This window comes from Herbidospora sp. NBRC 101105 (genome assembly GCF_030269205.1).
Classification (GTDB): Bacteria; Actinomycetota; Actinomycetes; order Streptosporangiales; family Streptosporangiaceae; genus Herbidospora; species Herbidospora solisilvae.
This window is the reverse complement of record NZ_BSSX01000003.1, coordinates 135,846-155,403: the sequence shown is the minus strand read 5'-3', so window position 1 is coordinate 155,403 and position 19,558 is coordinate 135,846. Positions and strand designations below refer to the sequence as shown.

General features: G+C 70.5%; 19 protein-coding genes. 11 read left to right on the top strand and 8 right to left on the bottom strand.

All coding sequences use genetic code 11. The annotated features are described in order from the left end of the window. The first annotated feature begins 14 nt into the window (after positions 1-14). From QSK34_RS14575 to QSK34_RS14560, 4 genes are all read left to right on the top strand, one after another. Positions 15-614 carry an acyl-CoA-like ligand-binding transcription factor gene (locus QSK34_RS14575; RefSeq protein WP_285584327.1) on the top strand — a complete coding sequence of 200 codons (600 nt, stop codon included), beginning with the start codon at positions 15-17 and terminating at the stop codon, positions 612-614. Between the two features lie 153 nt (positions 615-767). Beyond that, positions 768-2,015, top strand: coding sequence for an AMP-binding protein (locus QSK34_RS14570; RefSeq protein ID WP_285584326.1), 1,248 nt, complete (start codon positions 768-770; stop codon positions 2,013-2,015). Positions 2,016-2,100: 85 nt separating this feature from the next. Beyond that, positions 2,101-2,337: an acyl carrier protein gene (locus QSK34_RS14565; protein WP_285584325.1), complete on the top strand. Its 237-nt coding sequence runs from the start codon at positions 2,101-2,103 to the stop codon at positions 2,335-2,337. Beyond that, positions 2,334-3,599, top strand: coding sequence for a condensation domain-containing protein (locus QSK34_RS14560; protein WP_285584324.1), 1,266 nt, complete (start codon positions 2,334-2,336; stop codon positions 3,597-3,599). The genes QSK34_RS14565 and QSK34_RS14560 overlap by 4 nt, the downstream gene beginning before the upstream one ends. On the opposite strand, the gene QSK34_RS14555 is transcribed toward QSK34_RS14560, so the two are convergent. From QSK34_RS14555 to QSK34_RS14540, 4 genes are all read right to left on the bottom strand, one after another. Further along, positions 3,596-4,165, bottom strand: a complete 570-nt coding sequence (locus QSK34_RS14555) for a carboxymuconolactone decarboxylase family protein (RefSeq protein ID WP_285584323.1) — start codon at positions 4,163-4,165, stop codon at positions 3,596-3,598. The two genes, QSK34_RS14560 and QSK34_RS14555, sit on opposite strands and share 4 nt — an antisense overlap. After that, positions 4,165-4,956, bottom strand: coding sequence for a class I SAM-dependent methyltransferase (locus tag QSK34_RS14550; protein WP_285584322.1), 792 nt, complete (start codon positions 4,954-4,956; stop codon positions 4,165-4,167). Before QSK34_RS14550 ends, QSK34_RS14555 begins: the two co-directional genes overlap by 1 nt. A 12-nt stretch (positions 4,957-4,968) precedes the next feature. After that, a complete protein-coding gene (locus tag QSK34_RS14545) occupies positions 4,969-6,762 on the bottom strand; it encodes a tetratricopeptide repeat protein (protein ID WP_285584321.1) in 1,794 nt (597 codons plus the stop codon). A 78-nt stretch (positions 6,763-6,840) separates the two neighbouring features. Then, the gene (locus QSK34_RS14540; protein ID WP_285584320.1) at positions 6,841-7,227 is read right to left on the bottom strand and encodes a rhodanese-like domain-containing protein; all 387 of its coding nucleotides are present in this window, start codon (positions 7,225-7,227) and stop codon (positions 6,841-6,843) included. A 247-nt stretch (positions 7,228-7,474) separates the two neighbouring features. On the opposite strand from QSK34_RS14540, the gene QSK34_RS14535 reads away from it, so the two are divergent. Continuing rightward, a complete protein-coding gene (locus tag QSK34_RS14535; protein ID WP_285584319.1) occupies positions 7,475-9,412 on the top strand; it encodes a WD40 repeat domain-containing serine/threonine protein kinase in 1,938 nt (645 codons plus the stop codon). 5 nt (positions 9,413-9,417) lie between these two features. Here QSK34_RS14535 and QSK34_RS14530 read toward each other — a convergent pair whose 3' ends face one another. Next, positions 9,418-10,551 carry an acyl-CoA dehydrogenase family protein gene (locus QSK34_RS14530; protein ID WP_161480765.1) on the bottom strand — a complete coding sequence of 378 codons (1,134 nt, stop codon included), beginning with the start codon at positions 10,549-10,551 and terminating at the stop codon, positions 9,418-9,420. Between the two features lie 331 nt (positions 10,552-10,882). Next, on the bottom strand, positions 10,883-11,257 hold the full coding sequence (locus QSK34_RS14525) for a hypothetical protein (protein WP_161480764.1): 375 nt from the start codon (positions 11,255-11,257) through the stop codon (positions 10,883-10,885). A gap of 421 nt (positions 11,258-11,678) precedes the next feature. Between QSK34_RS14525 and QSK34_RS14520 the strand changes: the two genes are divergently transcribed. Both QSK34_RS14520 and QSK34_RS14515 read left to right on the top strand, forming a co-directional pair. Continuing rightward, on the top strand, positions 11,679-13,874 hold the full coding sequence (locus QSK34_RS14520) for a rhamnogalacturonan lyase family protein (protein WP_285584318.1): 2,196 nt from the start codon (positions 11,679-11,681) through the stop codon (positions 13,872-13,874). Positions 13,875-13,950: 76 nt separating this feature from the next. After that, positions 13,951-15,075 carry a hypothetical protein gene (locus QSK34_RS14515; RefSeq protein ID WP_285584317.1) on the top strand — a complete coding sequence of 375 codons (1,125 nt, stop codon included), beginning with the start codon at positions 13,951-13,953 and terminating at the stop codon, positions 15,073-15,075. Positions 15,076-15,091: 16 nt separating this feature from the next. Here QSK34_RS14515 and QSK34_RS14510 read toward each other — a convergent pair whose 3' ends face one another. Together QSK34_RS14510 and QSK34_RS14505 are read right to left on the bottom strand one after the other, a co-directional pair. Continuing rightward, complete coding sequence (locus QSK34_RS14510) at positions 15,092-15,277, bottom strand: hypothetical protein (RefSeq protein WP_161480761.1); 186 nt, start codon at positions 15,275-15,277, stop codon at positions 15,092-15,094. A gap of 99 nt (positions 15,278-15,376) precedes the next feature. Then, positions 15,377-16,003, bottom strand: coding sequence for a hypothetical protein (locus tag QSK34_RS14505; protein WP_285584313.1), 627 nt, complete (start codon positions 16,001-16,003; stop codon positions 15,377-15,379). A gap of 66 nt (positions 16,004-16,069) precedes the next feature. Between QSK34_RS14505 and QSK34_RS14500 the strand changes: the two genes are divergently transcribed. The 4 genes from QSK34_RS14500 to QSK34_RS14485 all read left to right on the top strand — a co-directional run bounded on the left by QSK34_RS14500 (position 16,070) and on the right by QSK34_RS14485 (position 19,339). Further along, positions 16,070-17,026 carry a TIGR03885 family FMN-dependent LLM class oxidoreductase gene (locus QSK34_RS14500; protein ID WP_161480759.1) on the top strand — a complete coding sequence of 319 codons (957 nt, stop codon included), beginning with the start codon at positions 16,070-16,072 and terminating at the stop codon, positions 17,024-17,026. 138 nt (positions 17,027-17,164) lie between these two features. Then, positions 17,165-17,698 (top strand): hypothetical protein, encoded by a 534-nt coding sequence (locus tag QSK34_RS14495; protein WP_285584309.1) that lies wholly within the window; start codon positions 17,165-17,167, stop codon positions 17,696-17,698. Positions 17,699-17,738: 40 nt separating this feature from the next. Further along, on the top strand, positions 17,739-18,689 hold the full coding sequence (locus tag QSK34_RS14490; protein WP_285584306.1) for a hypothetical protein: 951 nt from the start codon (positions 17,739-17,741) through the stop codon (positions 18,687-18,689). Next, positions 18,686-19,339: a hypothetical protein gene (locus tag QSK34_RS14485; RefSeq protein ID WP_285584303.1), complete on the top strand. Its 654-nt coding sequence runs from the start codon at positions 18,686-18,688 to the stop codon at positions 19,337-19,339. The genes QSK34_RS14490 and QSK34_RS14485 overlap by 4 nt, the downstream gene beginning before the upstream one ends. Positions 19,340-19,558 lie beyond the last annotated feature (219 nt).

The following is a 19,558-nucleotide window of genomic DNA, read 5'->3' as shown; positions in this document are numbered from 1 at the left end:
GTAGGGTGCCCCCTGTGGGACTGAGAGAGCGGAAGAAGGCCGAGACCCGGCAGGCCGTCCACGAGGCGGCGCTGCGGCTGACCGTGGAGCTGGGTTTCGACGCGGTGACCGTCGAGGCCGTCGCCGACGCCGCCAACATCTCCCGGCGGACGTTCTCCAACTACTTCGCCGGCAAGGAGGACGCCGTCCTCTACGGCGAGGAACAGCGCATCCAGGAACTCGTCGAGCGCATCCGCCGCCGCCCGCCCGGCGAACGCGCCTGGCCCGCGCTCTGCCGCGCCTCCGCCGAGCTCTACGAGGACCAGGGCAAGGAGGCCGACCGCGAGTGGGCGATGCGCACCCGGCTGGCCCGCCGCCATCCGGCGCTGCTCGCCCGCCAGCTCGCCAACCAGGCGCTGCTGGAACAGGAGATCGCCGTCGAGGTCGCCGCCCGCGAGGGCCTCGAAGACCACACGCTGCGCCCGCGTGTGCTGGCGGCGGCCTACCTGGCGGCGCTGCGCGTCGCGATCGTGGTGTGGCTCGACGAGCGCGAGTCACGTCCGCTGGGCGAGGTGCTCCAGGCCAGCCTCGCGGAGATGGGCGAGGACTTCGATCTCTCGAAAGTTTCGGAATAACGTCTCAAACATTTCTCTGTCGTTTCCCGCTGACGTTGCCTATCCTGCCGATACGAGAAATTTCACTGCTTGTCCTGCCTGGGCAAGCTGTCACTTTCCGTGCCCCCTGACCGGGTTCACGGTGGCTCGAAATATTTCGAAACGGTGGTGGCCGTGCGGGTTGACCGACACCTCACGCTTCCCGAGCAGGCGGAGATCACGTTCGGTGAAGGGGACCGGCGGGCCGACGCCGTCGGAGAGCTCGACGTCGTCCCGGACGCCGACCGGGAGAAATTACTCGTCACCTGGAACGACACCGGCGTCGCCTACCCGCCGGTCACGCTGCCCGAGTTGTTCGCGGCCCAGGTGCGGACGACCCCCCAGGCGGTCGCGGTCTGGTGCGACGACCGCACGCTGACCTACGCCGAGCTCGACATGGCCGCCGGGCGGCTGGCCGGACGGCTCCGGCGGCTCGGCATCGGCCCCGGCGACCTCGTGGCGGTCCGGATCCCCCGCTCCGACGACCTGCTGGTCGCGCTGCTGGCCGTGCAGCGGGCGGGGGCGGCGTACCTGCCGCTGGATCCCGGCCATCCGGCCGAGCGCCTCGACCTGATCCTGGCGGACGCCCAGCCGAAGCTCGTGCTGACCGACGCGCGGGCCGACGACCACGAGGGCTACCTGCGGCTGACCTCGCCCGACGACCTCGCCTGCGTCGTCTACACCTCGGACTCGACCGGGCGGCCCGAGGGCGTCGAGATCACCCACGGGAACCTGGCGAACCTGCTGCTGGCGATGCGGGACCTGCTCGGATCGGGCCCGGACGACCGCTGGCTCGCGCTCGCCTCACCCGCGTTCGACAGATCGGCGCTGGAGTTCTACCTGCCGCTGATCACCGGCGGCCGGGTGGTCGTCGCGGGGGCGGGGGCGGTACGGAACCCGGAGGCTCTCGCCGATCTGGCGAAGGCGCAGGGCGTGACGTTCGTGCAGGCCACGCCCTCGGTCTGGCGGCTGCTGCTGCCGGGTGGGATCACCGGCGCGACGGCGCTGACGGGCGGGGAGCCGCTGCCCACGCCCCTGGCGGCCGAACTCCGGCAGCGGTTCGGCCGGGTGGTGAACGTCTACGGCTCGACCGAGACGACGATCTGGAGCACCTTCTCCGACGACGACTCCATCGGGCGGCCCATCGCCAACACCACGATCCGCCTGCTCGACGACCGGCTCCGGCTGGTGCCGGTCGGGACGCCGGGTGAGTTGTGCGTCGGCGGCGCGGGGGTGGCCCCCGGCTATCGGTGGCGGCCCGAGCTGACCGCCGAGCGCTTCGTGCACGACCCGTTCGGGGCCCCGGGCGACCGCCTCTACCGGACCGGCGACCTGGCCCGATACCGCGACGACGGCACCATCGAGTTCCTGGAACGCCGTTGAACGTACCGATAAGGACGGTCTTGGAACGGCCCACCGCGGCCGGGCCGGCACTGGCCGTCGAGAAACTGCTCGATCTGGAGATGGCATGACCGAAGAGCTCAGGGTGCGGCTGGCGGGGATGATCGCGGACGCGTCCGGCGGCGTGATCAGCCCCGGCGAGGTGCTGGCCGGACGGCACACGTTGTCGGCGCTCGGCCTGACGTCGCTGGCCAGGATCAGCCTGATCGACACCATCGAGGACGTCTTCGGCCTGGAGATCGACCTCAGCGGCGACCTGTCGTCGTTCGAGGACGTCGACACCCTTGTCGCGGCGCTGAAATGAAGATCGAGTTCAATGGCGCCACAGAGGGGGAGGCGCCGCTGACCTGGGGCCAGCGGCTGATGTGGCGGGCCGTCCACCTGATGGGCGACAGCCAGAACTACCTGAACTGCCCGTTCGTGTTCCCCGTGTACGGCCGCAGGGAACTGCCCCAGGTGCTCGACGCGCTGCGGGTGCTGATCGAACGGCACGAGGCCCTGCGGACCACCTTCTCCGACGCCGGGCAGCGGATCCTCCGCGAGGGCGTGCTGGAGATCGACCTGGTCGAGGCCGGACCGGAACGCGGGCTCCGGGTCGCCGAGCGCGTGGCGGGCGAGATGGCGCACACCGTCTTCGACCACGGCGCCGAATGGCCGCTGCGCTGCGCGGTCGTGGTCAAGAACGGCCGCCCGTTCGCCCTGGCCTGCGTCTTCACCCATCTGGCGGTCGACTACCACGCCCTCGCCCTGCTGGCCGAGGAGTGGAAGGCCCTGCTGAAGGGGGTCACGCCGCCGCCGGTGGCCTGGCAGCCCCGCGACCAGGCCGGGCTGGAGGCCTCCGACGCCTGGCAGGCCCGGTCGGCGCGGTCGATCTCCTACTGGCGCGACGTGCTCGCCGACGCCCCGCTGGAGGTCTTCGACCATCCGCCGGGCGAACCCGAGGACCCCCGGTTCATCGAGGTCACCATGGAGTCGCCCGCGCTGGCGGTGGCCGCCACCCGCTTGTCGAACCGGCTGGCGGTCAGCTCGACCAGTGTGCTCCTGGCCGCCTGCGCCGGGGAGCTGGGCGAGGTCAGCGCGCGGTCACGGGTGGTCATGCAGCTCGTGCACAACAACCGCCGCGACGCCCGGACCCGGGGCATGGTCGGCACGGTCGGCCAGGACGCCCTGATCGTGCTCGACCTGCGGGAGCGCGACTTCCCCGAGTTCTGCCGCACCACCCATCGGGCCGCCCTCCAGGCCTACCGCAACGCCCACTACGACCCGTTCGCGATGACGGCGATGCGCGAGAAGGCCGGCGGGCACGACCTGGACGCCTTCTTCAACGACCGCCGGGCCGCCCCCGGCTGGCCCGCCCTCCCGCCCGAGGCCGACCTGTCGGTGGCGCACACCAGGACGTACACCAAGAACGCCTGGCCGGGCGTCAGGTTCAAGGTGTTCTTCACGGTCGGCACCGACGCGGGCACCGGCCAGTTGAGCCTCATCGCCGACACCGCCTACCTCCCCCGGGCCACGGCGGAGGGGATGTTGCGCAGCGTCGAGGCCCGGCTGGTCGGGTCGGTCTAGTCGGCGATCGGGCGGCCGAAGTCGACCGCCGCGAGGACGCCCTCGGGTGTGGTGGTGCGCAACTGCGCGTCCGGCCGCAGGCCGAGGGCGTCGTTGACCGTGGAGAAGGCGATCCGGAGCGCCACGAACGTCGTGATGTCGAAGATCTGCGCGTCGGTGAACCCGGCGGCCCGCAACTCCCCGACGTCGGCCTCGGTGGTCGCGTGGGGCCGCCGGGTGACCTTGCGGGTCCACGCGGCGACGGCGCGCTCGGCCTCGGTCAGGTCGGCGTCGGAGCCCGTGAGCACCGAGACCGCCGTTTCCGGGTCGGCCCAGACGGCGAGCTTGTTGCCCCACGACAACGCGCAGTAGGAGTTCCCGTAGGCGACCGCGCAGGCGGCCACCATGATGCCCCGCAGCCGCAGCGGCATCCCGCGTGTGACCTCTCTGGCCAGGCCGAAGATGCCCTCGGCCACCTCGGGCCGGTAGCCCCAGAAGCGGGTGGCGTTCATGACGTAGCCGAACTCCTTGAGATCGACCTCGGCCTCCGCCGGATCGGCCTCCACGTCGGCCAGGAAGCTGCTCATCACGCCTCCTTCCGGGCCAGATAGCCGACCACGTCGACACTCGCCCGGAGCGGCAGACCGGCCCGCAGCCGTTCGCGCGCCCCCTCGATCGCGGCGGCGGTGAACGCGTCCTCGCCGACGTTCTGGATCGCCTCGTACGCCGGCCCCGTCGACGCCAGTGCCCGCGCGTAGGTCGCCGGGTCGGCGAACTCCCACGCGAACGGCACCGTCACCCGCCGCACGTCGGCGAACCCGAACGCCTCCAGCACCTGCTCACCGGCCCCCGGACGCCCGAGGGCGACCATGTTCCGCTGGTTGTCGACCTTCGGCGGCGCGGCCAGCCGGAACGGCTCCAGCGCCCACGCGCCGGGGGACTTCTTGATGTGCCCCCACACGGTCAGCCCCACCCGGCCGCCGGGCTTCAGCACCCGGTGGATCTCTCGCAGCGCCAGCGGCGTGGTGCCCCAGACCCCGCGGAAGCTGGTCACGGCGTCGAACGACGCGTCGTCCCAGGGCAGGTCGTGCATGTCGCCGACACGGACGTCCGCGCCGGGGTTGCGGTCGCGGGCCACCGCGACCAGCCGGGCCGAGGCGTCGATGCCCGCGCACCGGGCGCCCCGGACGGCGGCCAGCTCCAGGGCCAGCCCCGCGCCGCAGGCGACGTCGAGTATGCGGTCGCCGTCGCCCACCCCGAGATGCTGGTGCATGGCGACGTATTCTCTGCAGTTCCCCGGTTCGCTGAGCGTCGCGAAGTCGACCGCGCGGCGGCCCCACCCCTCGTCGACCAGCGTCCAGGCCGTCGAATCGTACATTTCCCCTGTTTCCTAACGAAGCAGCGCGGCGAGAGCGGGGTTGTCGATCCCCGCTCCGAGCATCCGCGCGGAGGCGAGCGCCGTCCGGTCCCCGAGACGGGCGTTGTGCAGATGGGCCCGGACGACCCATTCGCGCATGTCGCACCGGGCCGCCAGGGATCCCAGCGTGGTCACGAGCGGGCGGGCCCGCTCGGTGTCGCCGGCGTCGAGCGCGCAGGTGATCGTCGCGTCGAGCACGTTGGCGTGCACCCACTGGTAGCGGTCGGGCAGCCGGTTGCAGCTGTCGGTCGCCTGGCCGAACCAGCGGAAGGCGGCCGTGTGGTCGCCCCGATCACGGCTGAGCAGGCCGAGCCCCCGCGCGGCGGTCCCCTCCCAGCACGGGTCCTCGACCTGGCAGGCCAGCACCCACGCCCGTTCGAGGCCGTCGGCGGCGGCCTCGACGTCGCCCATGCGCAGGTCGATCTCGGCGTGCAGCGCGGTCGGCCACGGCAGGAACGCCATCCAGCGCTGCTCCTCGGTCAGCTCCAGCGAACGCCGGAGCACCGCGTGGGCCTGGGAGCGTTCGTCGCGCATCAGGTGCACGCGTCCGAGGATCGACAACGACCAGGCGTGCTGCTTGTGGTCGCCGCAGCGGGCGGCCCGCTCGATCGACTCCTCCAGATGCCCGATCGCGGCCCGGTAGTCGCCCTGGTCGGAGGTGTTCTGGCCGAGCACCCCGCAGACCGCCGCCATCTCCGCGTCGGTCTGCGCCATCTCGGCGGCCTTGGTCAGCCACATCGTGGCGGCGGTCCGCCGGCCCGCCTTGACCTCGACGAAGCCGAGTTCCTTGTGCGCGGTCACCGCGACCGACCGGTCGCCCGAGGCGACCGCGTGCAGGATCGCCTCGTGCAGCGCCAGCGAGCCCTCCTCGTCGCGCCCCTGGAGGGCGTGGACGAGGGCGCTGCCGAGCGCGCAGTAGGCCCGCGCTTTCAGCGCCGCGTCCCCCGTCCGGGAGGCCTCGGCGACCGCCGTGCGCAGACACTGGACGCCGGGCCCCACGGCCCCCGCCGTGATCGCGGCCCGGCCCGCGTTGAGCTGGCTGATCGCGGCGGCCCGGCCGCTGAGCGGCGGCAACATCGGCGAGTCGGAGCCGACCGTGGCCGCCTCCCGCAACGCGGGCGACGTGCGCACGCCCAGCTCTCGCCGCATCAGGTCTTCGCACACGGAGACCTGCTTCAGCGCGGCGGCCCGGTCGCCGGCCATGGTGAGGCTGCGCACCAGCAGCTCGTGGTTGCCCTCGTCGAGCGGGTTGTGCTCGACCGCTCGGGCGGCGTACACGACCGCCTCTTTCGCCCGCCCGGCCGCGAGCAGCCGGGCGGCGGCCTGCCGGAGCCGGGCCTCGATCATCCCCGCCACCCGGTGGCGGGCCACCAGGAGCCAGGACTCGAACTCGAGGGAGGACGCGAGGTGCACACCCTCCAGCAGCTCTCCCCCGAGTTCGAGCAGCGGCGCCGGATCGGCGTCCTGGTCGAGCAGGACGCGCACGTCGACCGTGACGTCCTCCCCGAAGTCGGTGCGCACCGGGTCACCCGACAGGGCCTCCTTGAGGCCCAGCGAGCGGCGCAGTTCGGCCAGCGTCCAGCGCAGCGCGCCCAGCGGGTCGTCGGCGTCGCCGAACAGCAGCTCGGCGAGGCGTTTGCGGCTGGGCGGCCGTTCGGCCAGCAGCAGATAGGCGAGCAGGGCCCACGCCTTCCGGCCGCGCGGTGGCTTGGCCGGCCGGCCGCCGATCTCGACGACCGGCGGTCCGAGCAGCCGGATCGACACCATGAGCCCGCTCCCTCCCCGGCCTAGCCGCCGTCTCCGACTACTCTCACATTGACGGACGGCATCGGCCCAGATCCACTTTCAGTTCTCGTGGGTGGTCGGACGGCCCGCGTCCTTCCAGGCCTTCAACCCGCCGTCGAGGTGGGCGACGTCCTGGTAGCCCAGCGACTGGAGCGTCCGGGCGGCCAGCGCCGACCGGCCGCCGGAGGCGCAGAACAGGATCACGGTGCCGGCCGGGTCGAACTCGGCGCGGTGGTACGGGCTGGACGGGTCGGCGTAGAACTCGAGCATCCCCCTGGGAGCGAGGACGGCCCCCGGAATGGTGCCCTCCTTCTCCACCTCGCCCGGCTCCCGCAGGTCGACCAGCGTGACGCCGCCGGTCTCGACCGCCTTGGCGACCTCGTCGACCGGCAGGTTGTCGATCTGCGCGCGCGCCTGGGCGATCAGAGCCTTAACGGACTCGCTCATTGTGATGTCCCCCTCTTGGACTTCTGTCTTCGTGACGCCTCTGACTATCCGGGGGTGCCGTGTGAACCAGCGTGTGCGTTCTCACCCGCGTTCACACGGAGCCGACCGCGCGCCTTCGACTCGTCGGGGGAGCGTCCGCGGAACGGCGAGATCGCCCGCCGCCTCCACCTCTCCGCCCGGCCGCTGCCTGCGGGGGCTGGCCGAATCGTGATCCTGCGGTTCGGTGGACCGCTCCTATCATGAGGTCGTGAACGCGGAGCCTGGCATACCGGCGTCGATCGACACCTATCGCATCCTCCACCGCATCGGACACGGCGGCCAGGGCGCGGTCTACCGCGCCGAGACCCCCGACGGCACCCCGGTCGCGCTGAAGGTCCTCCACGACGAACTGTCGAAAGACGCCGACCACCGCCGGCGCTTCCTGCGCGAGGTCGAGATGGCCCGCCGGGTCGCCCCCTTCTGCACCGCCCGCGTGCTCGACATGGGCGTCTTCGGCGACCGGCCCTACATCGTGAGCGAGTTCGTGCCCGGCGCCTCCCTCCACCACGTGGTGCAGCAGGAGGGCCCGCGCACGGGCGGCGGCCTCGAACGCCTGGCCGTGGCGACCGCGACCGCGCTGGCGGCCATCCACCGGGCCGGGATCGTGCACCGCGACTTCAAGCCCAGCAACGTGCTGATGGGCCCGGAGGGCCCCGTCGTGATCGACTTCGGCATCTCCCGCGCCCTCGACCACACCGCGACGATGTCGGGCTCGATCGGCACCCCCGGCTACATGGCCCCCGAGCAGATCGAGCACGGCGAGGTCACCCCGGCCGCCGACGTGTTCGCGTGGGCGGCCACGATGGCCTTCGCCGCGACCGGCAGACGCGCCTTCCCCGGCACGACCGTGCCGCAGATCATCAACGCCATCATGAACCGCGAGCCGCGACTCGACGGCGTGCCCGCGGGCCTCAAGCCGCTGATCGAGCAGGCCCTGAACAAGAACCCGGCACTCCGCCCGACGGCCCCCGACCTGGTCAAGGCCCTGACGGGCGACGAGTTCGCGGTCGAGACCATGCCGCTCGCCCCTCCGGTGAAGAACCGGAAACCGGCCTGGCTGGCCGGCGCCCTGGCGGTCGCGGTGGCCGGCGGCATCCTGACCTGGCAACTCTGGCCCGACGGAGACACCGCCACGACCGGCGAGGGCGCCCGCATGGGCACCACGCTCACCCCCGCCCCGGTCACCTTCGGCCGGCCGGTGGGCGGACCGGTCGACGTCCAGGAAGACGACGTCCGCAACATCGGCTTCATCGACATCGACGGAGTGCCGACGGCGGTGAGCGGCGGCGACGACAACACGGTCCGCGTCGTCGATCTGAACACCGGCTCCGAGCTGTACGCCATGACCGGCCACGAGAAGTGGGTCAGAGACGTCGCCGTCGGCCTGCTCGACGGCACCGAGATCGCCGTCACCGCCGCCGACGACGGCTCCCTGCGCATCTGGGATCTCCGCAACGGCACCCAGATGAGCAACCCGATGCTCGGCCACGAGGGCGGCGTCAAGGGCGTCGACATCGGCACGCTGAACGGCGACCCCATCGCGGTCAGCGGCGGCGTCGACGGCACCGTCCGCGTCTGGGACCTGCACAGCGGCGAGCAGATCGGCGACCCCATGACCGGCACCACGGGCGCCGTCTGGGCGGTCGCGCTGGCCGAGGCGAACGGCGTCCCGATCGTCGTCAGCACCGGCGACGAGGGCTGGGTCCGGGTCTGGGACCTGACCACGAGAAAACAACTCGGCGAGCCGATGACCGGCCACATCGGCTGGGCCCGGTCGGTCGAGATCGGCGAACTCGACGGCAAGCCCATCGCCGTGACGGGTGGCGAGGACAAGACCGCCCGCCTCTGGGACCTGACGACCCGCACGACCCTCGGCACCCCGCTGACCGGCCACACGAGCTGGGTGTGGGGCGTGGCCCTGGGCGAGTCGGACGGAAAGCCGATCGCGATCACCGCCAGCGAGGACAAGACCGCCCGCGTCTGGGACCTGAACGCCGGCGCCGAACTCGGCGGCCCGCTGGAGGGGCACACCGACCGCGTGTACTGCGCGGCGTTCGGCACGGTCGGCGGAAAACCGGTCGCCATCACGGGCGGCCGCGACGAGTCGATCCGCGTCTGGGACCTCTCGCCCCCGCTACCCGGCTGACCGGATCAGCGGGCCAGGCCTCTCGCGATGACCAATCGCTGGATCTGGTTGGTGCCCTCGAAGATCTGCATGATCTTCGCCTCGCGCATGTACCTCTCCACCGGGAACTCGCGCGTGTACCCGTATCCGCCGAACACCTGGACCGCGTCGGTCGTCACCTTCATCGCCGCGTCCGTCGCCACCAGCTTCGCCACCGACGCCTGCCGGGAGAACGGCAGGCCCGCGTCCTTGCGCCGCGCGGCGTCGACGTACGTCGCGCGGGCCGAGTCGACGGCCGCGGCCATGTCGGCGAGCAGGAAGCCGAGGCCCTGGTGGTCGATGATGCGCTTGCCGAAGGTGGTGCGTTCCTTCGCGTAGGAGACCGCCGCGTCGAGGGCGGCCTGGGCCAGGCCGGTCGCGCAGGCGGCGATGCCGAGGCGGCCCGAGTCAAGGGCGCTGAAGGCGATCTGGAGGCCCTGGCCCTCGGCGCCGATCAGCCGGTCGGCGGGCAGGATCGCGCCGTCCCAGTGGGCGCTGGTCGTGGGGACGGCGTGCAGGCCCATCTTCTCTTCGGGCTTGCCGAAGGTCAGGCCGTCGACCTGGCCCGGTGCGAGGAAACAGGAGATCGACTGCTCGCCCGTCCGGGCGAACAGGGCGTAGAAGTCGGCGCGGCCGCCGTGGGTGATCCACGCCTTCGCGCCGTTGATCTCGTAGCCGTCGGCGACGCGGGTGGCGCGGCAGGTCAGGGCGGCGGCGTCGGAGCCGGCCTGGGGTTCGGAGAGGCTGTAGCCGCCGACGAGGTCTCCGGCGAGCATGTCGGGCAACCAGCGTTCGATCTGCTCGGGGGTGCCGAACGTCGCCAGGGGATGGCACGACAACGAGTGCACGCTCACCGCCACGGCCACCGCCGCCCAGCGCGCGGCGAGTTCTTCGAGCACCTGGAGGTAGACCTCGTAGGGCTGGCCGCCGCCGCCGTACTCCTCCGGGTAGGGGAGGCTCAGCAGGCCGGCCGCGCCGAGTGTCGCGAACAGGCCCTCGGGATAGGTCTCGGCGCGCTCGTGCCGGTCCACGATGGGCAGCAGTTCCTTGTCCGCCACATCACGGGTGAGGTCGAGCAGGTCACGGGCCTCCGGGGTGGGGAGGAGCCGGTCGACGGCCACAGGGATCTCCTGACATCGGTCGTTGGTAACCCGATGCTCTCAGAGGCCTGTCCACTCCTTCGCAGTGGTCATCCCAGTGGTCATCTCGTCGCGCGGGAAGGGAGGGGTGTTCGGGGCTGTGGCGCGGCTCAGCCATGGCCACGCGTTCGCCCCACCCCTCGGCACCGCCGGTCACCACGCCGAACGAGGTGCGGAACGGGGCCACCGGCGCATGGAGACGCGCCGGAGTTCGATTCCTTCGAGCTTCGCGGGGAGAAAAGGTACCGCTGTGCCCCCGTTGATGGGGGCACGCCAATCGTGATCTCTTTTCGCGGTAAGTCTGTGGTTCGGCTCAGGTGTGAGGCGGTGCGCGGGCCCGGTGTGCGGGGGTGCCGGCGACGTGGGCGGAGGTTGGCAGCCGCCACGCGCCGTATACCTGAACCGGCCGATTATCTCTGACCAGAATCACCGGCACGAATTCGACGAGCAGATAATTTCTCGTTGTTTTTATCGTCCGCGTCACCGTGGCATCTCCGCCCGGCGCGAGATCGCCGGGCCACCGCGGTAGATTGATGCGTCCCGCGACGGTCTCCTCAGTGTCGACCACCACGTCCGGCACCGGCGTCACCGACAGGGCAAGAGCCGTACCTGCGGGAACGAACAATCCGATGACGGCGAAGGCGAGCGAGACGAGAACCGCCCATGTTCTGCCGATCAGCCTGCTCACAACACACCCCCACAAATATCGAGCTCATTTGATTTTCGCCCCGGGGGGTGGCGCCTTATTTAGTGACACCCCTGAACTACCCCCGGCGATCAGGCCTGTAAACAAACTTCTGAAGAAAAAATTCGAGCGCCGCGATGTGGGCTTGTGTCCCTTTTTTCGGGGCCGGTACGCTGGCTAAATCCGGATATCCCGGCGAAGGGTCGGCCATTGTCGGCCCCGCCCGACAGGTGCGCCGTGTGCCGACAGATCAGGCTTTCTCGTGCGGTCCGAAAATAGACATGAGACCCATGGGTCCGAATCGGCCGATCTGAACGTTTCAGTCACGACCTCGGATGACATTACGGCGAAGTCGACGATCGTTGACCAATTGAGTCGTGATTTCTACGTTCTGGGCCTGACGCTCCCCCAGATTGGACCGGCTATGAAACGTTTCGCCCTCATCGCGGCAGGGCTGCTGGTCGCCGCGGTCGCCTGGCAGAGTCCGGCCAAGGCCGCCGTGGCCTGCCGGATCGACTACTCCGTCGGCACGTCGTGGCCTGGCGGCTTCTCCACCACCGTCACCGTCAACAACCTCGGCGACCCCATCGACGGATGGCGGCTGACCTGGACGTTCACCGCCGGTCAGCAGATCACCCAGGCGTGGAACACCGCCCTCACCCAGAGCGGCGCCAACGTGACGGCGGACGACGCCGGCTACAACGGCCAGCTGGGCACGGGAGCCTCGACCGCGTTCGGCTTCAACGCCTCGATGAGCGGCACCAACAACCCCGCGCCCACGAACTTCGTGCTCAACGGCGTCCCCTGCAACGGCCCCCAGCCCAGCCCGACGCCGACCCCGACTCCCACGCCGACCCCGACGCCGACCCCCACACCCACCCCCACGCCCACGCCCACGCCCACGCCGAGTGGCGCGAAACAGGTCGAGGACCTCGACCGCGGCGTCATCTCGGTCCGCAGCGGCAGCGCGAACCTCGTGTCGTGGCGGCTGCTCGGCACCGAGGCCCGGGACACCTCGTTCAACGTCTACCGGTCGGGCACCCGCGTGGCCACCGTCACCAACTCCACGAACTACCTGGACAGCGGGGCGGCGTCCGACGCGACGTACACGATCAGGGCCGTGAACGGCGGCGTGGAGGGGCCGAGCTCGGAGACCTCGCTGAGGTTCGCCAACGGCTACCTGGACGTCCCGATCACGCCGCCGAGCTCCAACTACACCGCCAACGACGCCAGCGTCGGCGACCTCGACGGTGACGGCCGCGTCGACCTGGTCCTGAAGTGGGAGCCGAACGACGCCAAGGACAACTCCCAGTCGGGCGTCACGTCCCCGGTCTACGTCGACGGCGTCAAACTCGACGGCACCCGCCTGTGGCGGATCAACCTCGGCCGCAACATCCGCGCCGGGGCGCACTACACGCAGTTCCAGGTGTACGACTACGACGGCGACGGCCGCACCGAGGTCGCCATGAAGACCGCCGACGGAACCGTCGACGGCCGGGGCACCGTGATCGGCAACGCGTCGGCGAACTACGTCAACTCCGGCGGCTATGTGCTCTCCGGCCCCGAGTTCCTGACCATGTTCAACGGCCAGACGGGCGCCGCGATGTCGACCGTCGACTACCTTCCGGGACGCGGCACCGTCTCCAGCTGGGGCGACAACTACGGCAACCGCGTCGACCGGTTCCTGGCCGGTACGGCCTACCTCGACGGCCAGCGCCCCTCGCTGATCATGTCCCGGGGCTACTACACCCGGGCGGTCGTGGTGGCCTGGGACTTCCGCAACGGCTCGCTCACCCGCCGGTGGACCTTCGACTCCAACAACGCCACCTCCTACGCGGGCCAGGGCAACCACCAGCTCTCCATCGCCGACGTGGACGCCGACGGCCGAGACGAGATCGTCTTCGGCGCCGCCGTCATCAACGACAACGGCTCGGGCCTCTACAGCACCGGCCTCGGCCACGGCGACGCGCTGCACGTCGGCGACCTGAACCCGGCACGGCAGGGCCTGGAGATCTTCAAGGTCAGCGAGGACACCTCGAAGCCGGGCTCGTGGATGGCCGACGCGCGAACCGGCCAGATCCTCTGGCAGACCGCCTCGGGCGGCGACAACGGCCGCGGCGTCTCGGCCGACGTGTGGGCCGGCAGTGCGGGGGCCGAGTCGTGGTCGGCGCGCGACACCACGCTCCGGTCGCCGACCGGCGCGAGCCTGGGCCGGGAGCCCTCGTCGATCAACTTCCTGGCCTGGTGGGACGCCGATCCCGTACGCGAACTCCTCGACGACGTGCGCATCGACAAGTACGGCACCGGCGGCGACACCCGCCTGCTGACCGCTTCGGGCGTGCACTCCAACAACGGCACCAAGGCGACCCCGTCGTTGTCGGGCGACATCCTCGGCGACTGGCGCGAAGAGGTGATCTGGCCGACCAGCGACAACCGGGCGCTGCGCGTCTACTCGACGCCCACGGTCACCGGCGTGAAGATCCACACCCTGCTGCACGACCCGATGTACCGCGTCGCATTGGCCTGGCAGAACACCGCCTACAACCAGCCACCCCACCCGAGCTTCTTCATCGGCGACGGGATGGCGACCCCCGCCAGGCCCAACGTGTACGTGCGCTGATCGCCAGTCGTGACCTTGGTCGGCGGGCCGTGGGAGCGCCCTGCCGGCCAAGGTCCGCAGAATCTACGCTTGATGAATGTGGCCGTGGCGGCGCGGAGGCGTTCAGGATCATGTCATCGCCAAGCACATGCGGCGGTTCTACCGCCATGTGTCTCCTCAGGATCCCCCGGAGGAGGTCGCGCGGCGGTACGCCGTCTACTTCTGGGACGACCACAGGGCCACGCTGACCGACCGGGCCGGAATCGGCAACCACACGTTCGACGTCGGTCTCGGCGTCCGGCGGGGCTCCTTCGACGTGATCACCAAGCGCGTCTCACTCATCTCCGACACGCTGCTGCTGTCGGACGACTGGCGCGGGAAGTACCACGAGATCCACCGATACCGCTCGGACAAGCCGAACCTGGGTGACATGCCGACGAACTACTTCGGCGTGGCGGAGGCGGCCCGGAAGAGGGACGGATACGCCGAGGCCTGGGACGACCGGTACGTCGGATTCACCACGCCCGACCTCGCGCGTCTCGGAACCTGGATTAGAGACGCCGAGCCCCTGCTGCGTGCCGGACTCGCGTGGTATCTGCCCAGCTACAGTGTCCGCACCCAACGTCTGGAGGACGGACGCGCCGTCGGCAAGACGAAGCCGGTCAAGCACAAGAACGACATCGACTTTCTCGTCGAGGGGCGCCGGGCGATCGAGGTGTCCGGTGACAGGCCGGTCAAGAGCAGAGTCGTCCGGCCGATTCTGGAGATGGACCTGCCGTTCATCGACGGGGTCGGTCTGCGCGATTTCGGCAAGATCACCGTCGAGGAGTTCGGGTCCTACGAACGTCTCCGCAACCACCTGCGCCAGACGCTCGCCAGACTCGACCAGGCGCATGACGCCGTCCAGTCCGAGCGGGAACTGGCCAGGATCGGCCTTGAGATCGAGGGGCACATCCTCGACTGCCGTGACGAGATGGCGAGGGTCCGGAGCACCCGGGCGGTCGCCGCGAGCGGAGCCGTCGTGGGCACGGTGAGCGCCACGCTGGTGGCCGTCCACGGGCCGGCGCTCCTGCCCGCGCTGGGCATCCTCGGCGCGACGGGCGGGCTGTGGGGCGTCATCCAGGCGATGAACCAGAACAGCCTCCGCGCGATCCGCAGCGGCCCCTGGTACTACATCTGGGCCCTCGACCGGGCGGCGAAACGCCGCGGAGCACGCGGATGACGTGGGACGAGGTTCGCTAGCCGCCGATCTCGCCCTTGCGGTCGCAGCGGGGGCAGATCCGGTAGCGGCCTTCGAACACACTCGACGGGAGAGTGCCCTTGCCTCCGCAGCGAGGGCACTTCCTGAGCGGGTTGCGTTGCGCCGCGCCGTACACGAGAAGGATCACGGCGAGGATGAACAGGACGGGCATGAGCGTGTCCAAGGGACTCCCCTTTCGGGAGAGTTGCCGGACACCCAGCGTGCCGACCCGAACCGGGTCTGTGCATGGTCCCGTCGGCGGAGACGGGACCTATATGCCTTTTCAGTCGGCGATGTAACTCACGGAGTTCACGTAGTAGCCGGCCGCCTTCGTGCCCCGCACGTGCAGGAACATGGCGCCGCCCTCGTAGGAGTAGGCGCAGCTGTAGCCCTTCGTCTCCTTGGAGCAGCCCTGCCAGTGGTAGGGCACGCCGGTCGGGTCGTACTTGACCGCGAAGCGGGTCTTGATGGCCCCGGCGGTGGCGATCTCGCGGGCGCGGGTCTTGGCGCCGAGCTGCCAGTACCGGTAGAAGGTCTTCGCGACCGTCGACGGCGAGGTGACGTGCTGCGAGGTGTAGACCGCGGTCACCCGGGAGCCCTTGACGACCATGAGGATGCCGTTGAGGTCGCCCGGCACCTTCACGCTCGTGTGGACGTATCGGCACGTTCCAGCGGCCGTGCAGCCGGCGAACTTGTCGGGGGTGCGGAACTTGTACTTGAGGAGCTTGTCGACCGCGTCGGGGGCGGCCCACTTCAGCATCGCCTTCCTGTCCTTGGCGACGAAGCCCTTGAACACGTTCTTCGCGACGGTGGCGGGGGCGGGCGCCGCCGCCTGGGCGGCCGGGGCCGCGACGGTGAGCAGGGCGGTCGCGGTCAACGCGGCGCCGGTCAACAGTGATCTTGAGGACATGCGCCCACCATAGAGCTGCCCGCTTTACGCCCGATAGCGGATGACTTGCCGGGGTAGTCGTTAGGCATGGCGATCTATGGCTTTCACGCCTCCCATGAGCAGGTTTCCCCCAGTGATCTTCTGGACGCCGTCCGCCTCGCCGACGAGGCCGGCTTCGCGATGGCGATGTGCTCCGACCACATCGCGCCCTGGAGCGCCCGGCAGGGCGAGTCGGGGTTCGCGTGGTCGTGGCTGGGTGCCGCGCTGCAGGCCACCACGTTGCGGTTCGGCGTGGTGAACGCGCCCGGCCAGCGTTACCACCCGGCGATCGTCGCGCAGGCGATCGGGACGCTCGCGGCGATGTTCCCGGGCCGTTTCTGGGCCGCGCTCGGCTCCGGCGAGGCGTCGAACGAGCACGTCACCGGTGACCGGTGGCCGCGCAAGGAGATCCGGCAGCAGCGGCTGCGCGAGTGCGTCGACGTGATCAGGGCCCTGCTGAACGGCGAAGAGGTCACCCACGACGGGCTCGTCACCGTCGACCGGGCCAGGGTGTGGTCGCTCCCGGCGGAGCCGCCGAAGCTGATCGGCGCGGCGGTCAGCGTGGAGACCGCCAGGTGGGTCGCGGAGTGGGCCGACGGGCTGATCACGGTGAACAGCCCAAAGTCGAAGGAGGTCCTGGACGCCTACCGCGAGGCGGGCGGGCGGGGACCGGCGGCCGTACAGGTGCATCTGAGCTGGGCGCCGAGTGAGGAGGAGGCCCTCGCGACCGCGCACGACCAGTGGCGGTCGAACGTGGTCGGCCCGCCCGGGAGCTGGGACTTCGACACCATGGAGATGTTCGACAGCGTGGCCCGGTTCGTCACCCCCGAGGAGGTCGCCAAGTCGGTCTTCGTGTCCGCCGACACCTCGCGGCACGCCGACTGGCTGCGCGGGTACGCCGACGCCGGATTCGACGAGGTCTACCTGCACCACGTGGGCAAGGAGCAGACCCGGTTCATCGAGACGTTCGGCGCGAAGGTGCTGCCCGAGCTCACTACAGGGTGACCACCCTGCGGTGACCCAGCGGATGGTCAAGATCTCCTCTGACCCGCGCGAGGAGCGCCGGGGGGCGGCTCGTCAGCGATCTACGCTCGCGCTGACTTGTTCGCAACCCGGTGTTTCCGGGCGATGTGAGGATGACCGATGCGGTTTCTCAAATATGTGATCGGCATGGCCATGGTGCTGCTGATCGGATCCGTTGCCCCGGCCCAGGCGGCCGACACCACCGTGACCTTCACGATCCAGGGCGGCGCGCTCACCATCAGCGCCCCGGCGAGCGTCAACCTGGGCAACACCGCCTCGGGCGCCACCCTCCAGGGCACGATCGGCCCGGTCACGGTCTCAGACCTGCGGGCCGCGCTGCTCGGTTCATGGACGGCCCGGGTCTCCTCGACCGACTTCACCACGGGCGGCGGCACCGCGAACGAGACGATCCCCAAGGCCGACGCCGCGTACGCCTCGGGCGCGGCCACCACAGCCACCGGCGTCGGCACCTTCACGCCCGGCCAGCTCACGGTGCTGCTGGCCCAGCCGCTCTCCGCCCAGGTCACCGCTTTCACCGCGACCGCGCTGGTCGGCAACAACACGGTCACCTGGAACCCGACCCTGCGCGTCACCATCCCGAACTCCGCGGTCGCCGGCACGTACACGGGGACGGTGACCCATTCGGTCGCGTGACCGCGCCGCCCTCCTCCGGATCCTGATCCCGCCTCTCCTGGTGCTGCTTCCCGTACCGGCCCTGACGTGCCGGGCGGACGCGAAGCCGGAGGGGCAGATCGGGATCCGGCTCGTCGAGGCGCCGGAGGACAGAGCCGACGATCCGCGGGCGCGGGCCTACATCGTCGACCACGTGACGCCGGGGACCGTGATCCACCGGCGGATCGCCGTGAACAACACCTCCGCGAAACCCCGGACGTTGTGGCTGTACGCGGCCGGGGCCGAGATCAAGAACAGGAAGTTCGGCTTCCTGCCGGACCAGACGGCCAACGAGTTGTCGTCGTGGATCGTGTTCGACCACCCTGCCGTCACGCTGCCTCCCGGCGGCGAACGCGTGCTCAGGGCCACCATCCGGGTGCCGCGGACCGCCTGGAAGGGCGAGCGGTACGCCGTCATGTGGGCCGAGGCCCGCGCCCCGGCGACGGAGGAACGGAACGTCCAGGTCAACAACCGGGTGGGCATCCGCGTCTACCTCGACGTCGGGCCCGGCGGCGAACCGCCGACCGACTTCCGCGTCGACCGGATCTGGGCCGGCCGCGACGCGGCCGGCAGGCCGCGCCTGGAGGCGCAGGTCACCAACACCGGCCTGCGGGCCGTCGACGTCAGCGGTGAACTGCGGCTGTCGGAGGGCCCCGGCGGCACCTCGGCCGGGCCGTTCAAGGTGACGGGCGGCGTGACCATGGCGCCCGACGACGTCGGACGGGTCGAGGTGCTCCTCGATCCCTCGTTGCCTCTGGGGCCGTGGAGGGCGGACCTGGAGCTGACGAGCGGACGTACCACCAGGACCGCGAGCGGGACCGTGAGGTTCCCCGCCGCCCCCGACACGACGGCCGCCGTGAAACTGAGCCGCACCGCCTTCCTCTCGCCGACCGTCCTGCTCACCGGGACGGGGGCGCTCGCCGTGGCGGGCGGCGGCTACCTCATCTGGCGACGAGCCCGGAGGACACCGTGAGAGCACGCGTGACGGCGGCCCTGGTAGCGGTGGTCGCCGCCGTGGTGACGGCCGTCCCCGCCGTGGGGGAGGAAGCCGGGGAGGGCGGGACCGTGGGCGGCGTCCTGGATGGCACTCAGGAGGAGTCCGCCCGAAGTGGCCCGCCGTCCCCGGCACGCCCGGCGCCCCGTCGAGAGCCCGGCGGATGGCGGGAGGGTTCGGCGAAACGGTCGGCCAACGCCGGTCTGGCCATCACCGCCCCCACCTCCAGAGCGCTCGGCAGCACCACCATCGGAGGCCAGTTGTCGGCCCAGCTCGGCACGGTCACCGTCGCCGACACCCGCGGCTCGGCGGTCCAGGTCAGCTACACGGCCACGGTGAACACGACCAACTTCACCACCACGGTCGGCGGCAACACGTTCACGATCTCCAGGCCCAACATCTCCTACTGGTCGGGCCCGGCGACCACCGTCTCGGGCACGGGTGTGTTCACCCCGGGCCAGCTCACCGCCGCGAACGCGACCGCCCTCACGGGCACGCACACGGCATTCAGCGTGACTCTGGCAGTGGGAAATACCACGGTCGCGTGGAATCCGACAGTAATTGTCAGAGTTCCGTCATCGGCGGTCGCGGGTTCTTATTCGGGCACGATCACGCATTCCGTCGCATGAAAATCCCGTTAGGAAATGTCGGTTATTACAGGTCCATCTGCGCTGCCGTAGTCGACGAGTGCGGCGCCGATCGCCCCGTCGATGGCCATCGCCTCTTTCAGGGCGGTTTCGATGTTCATGCTGCCTTATCCAATGCTGTTGTGCTTGCAGGGACATAAGGTAACTCTTGCGGCCTCAGATAGTGAAGGGCACAAAAGTGTCATCGCACGACCTCGATCA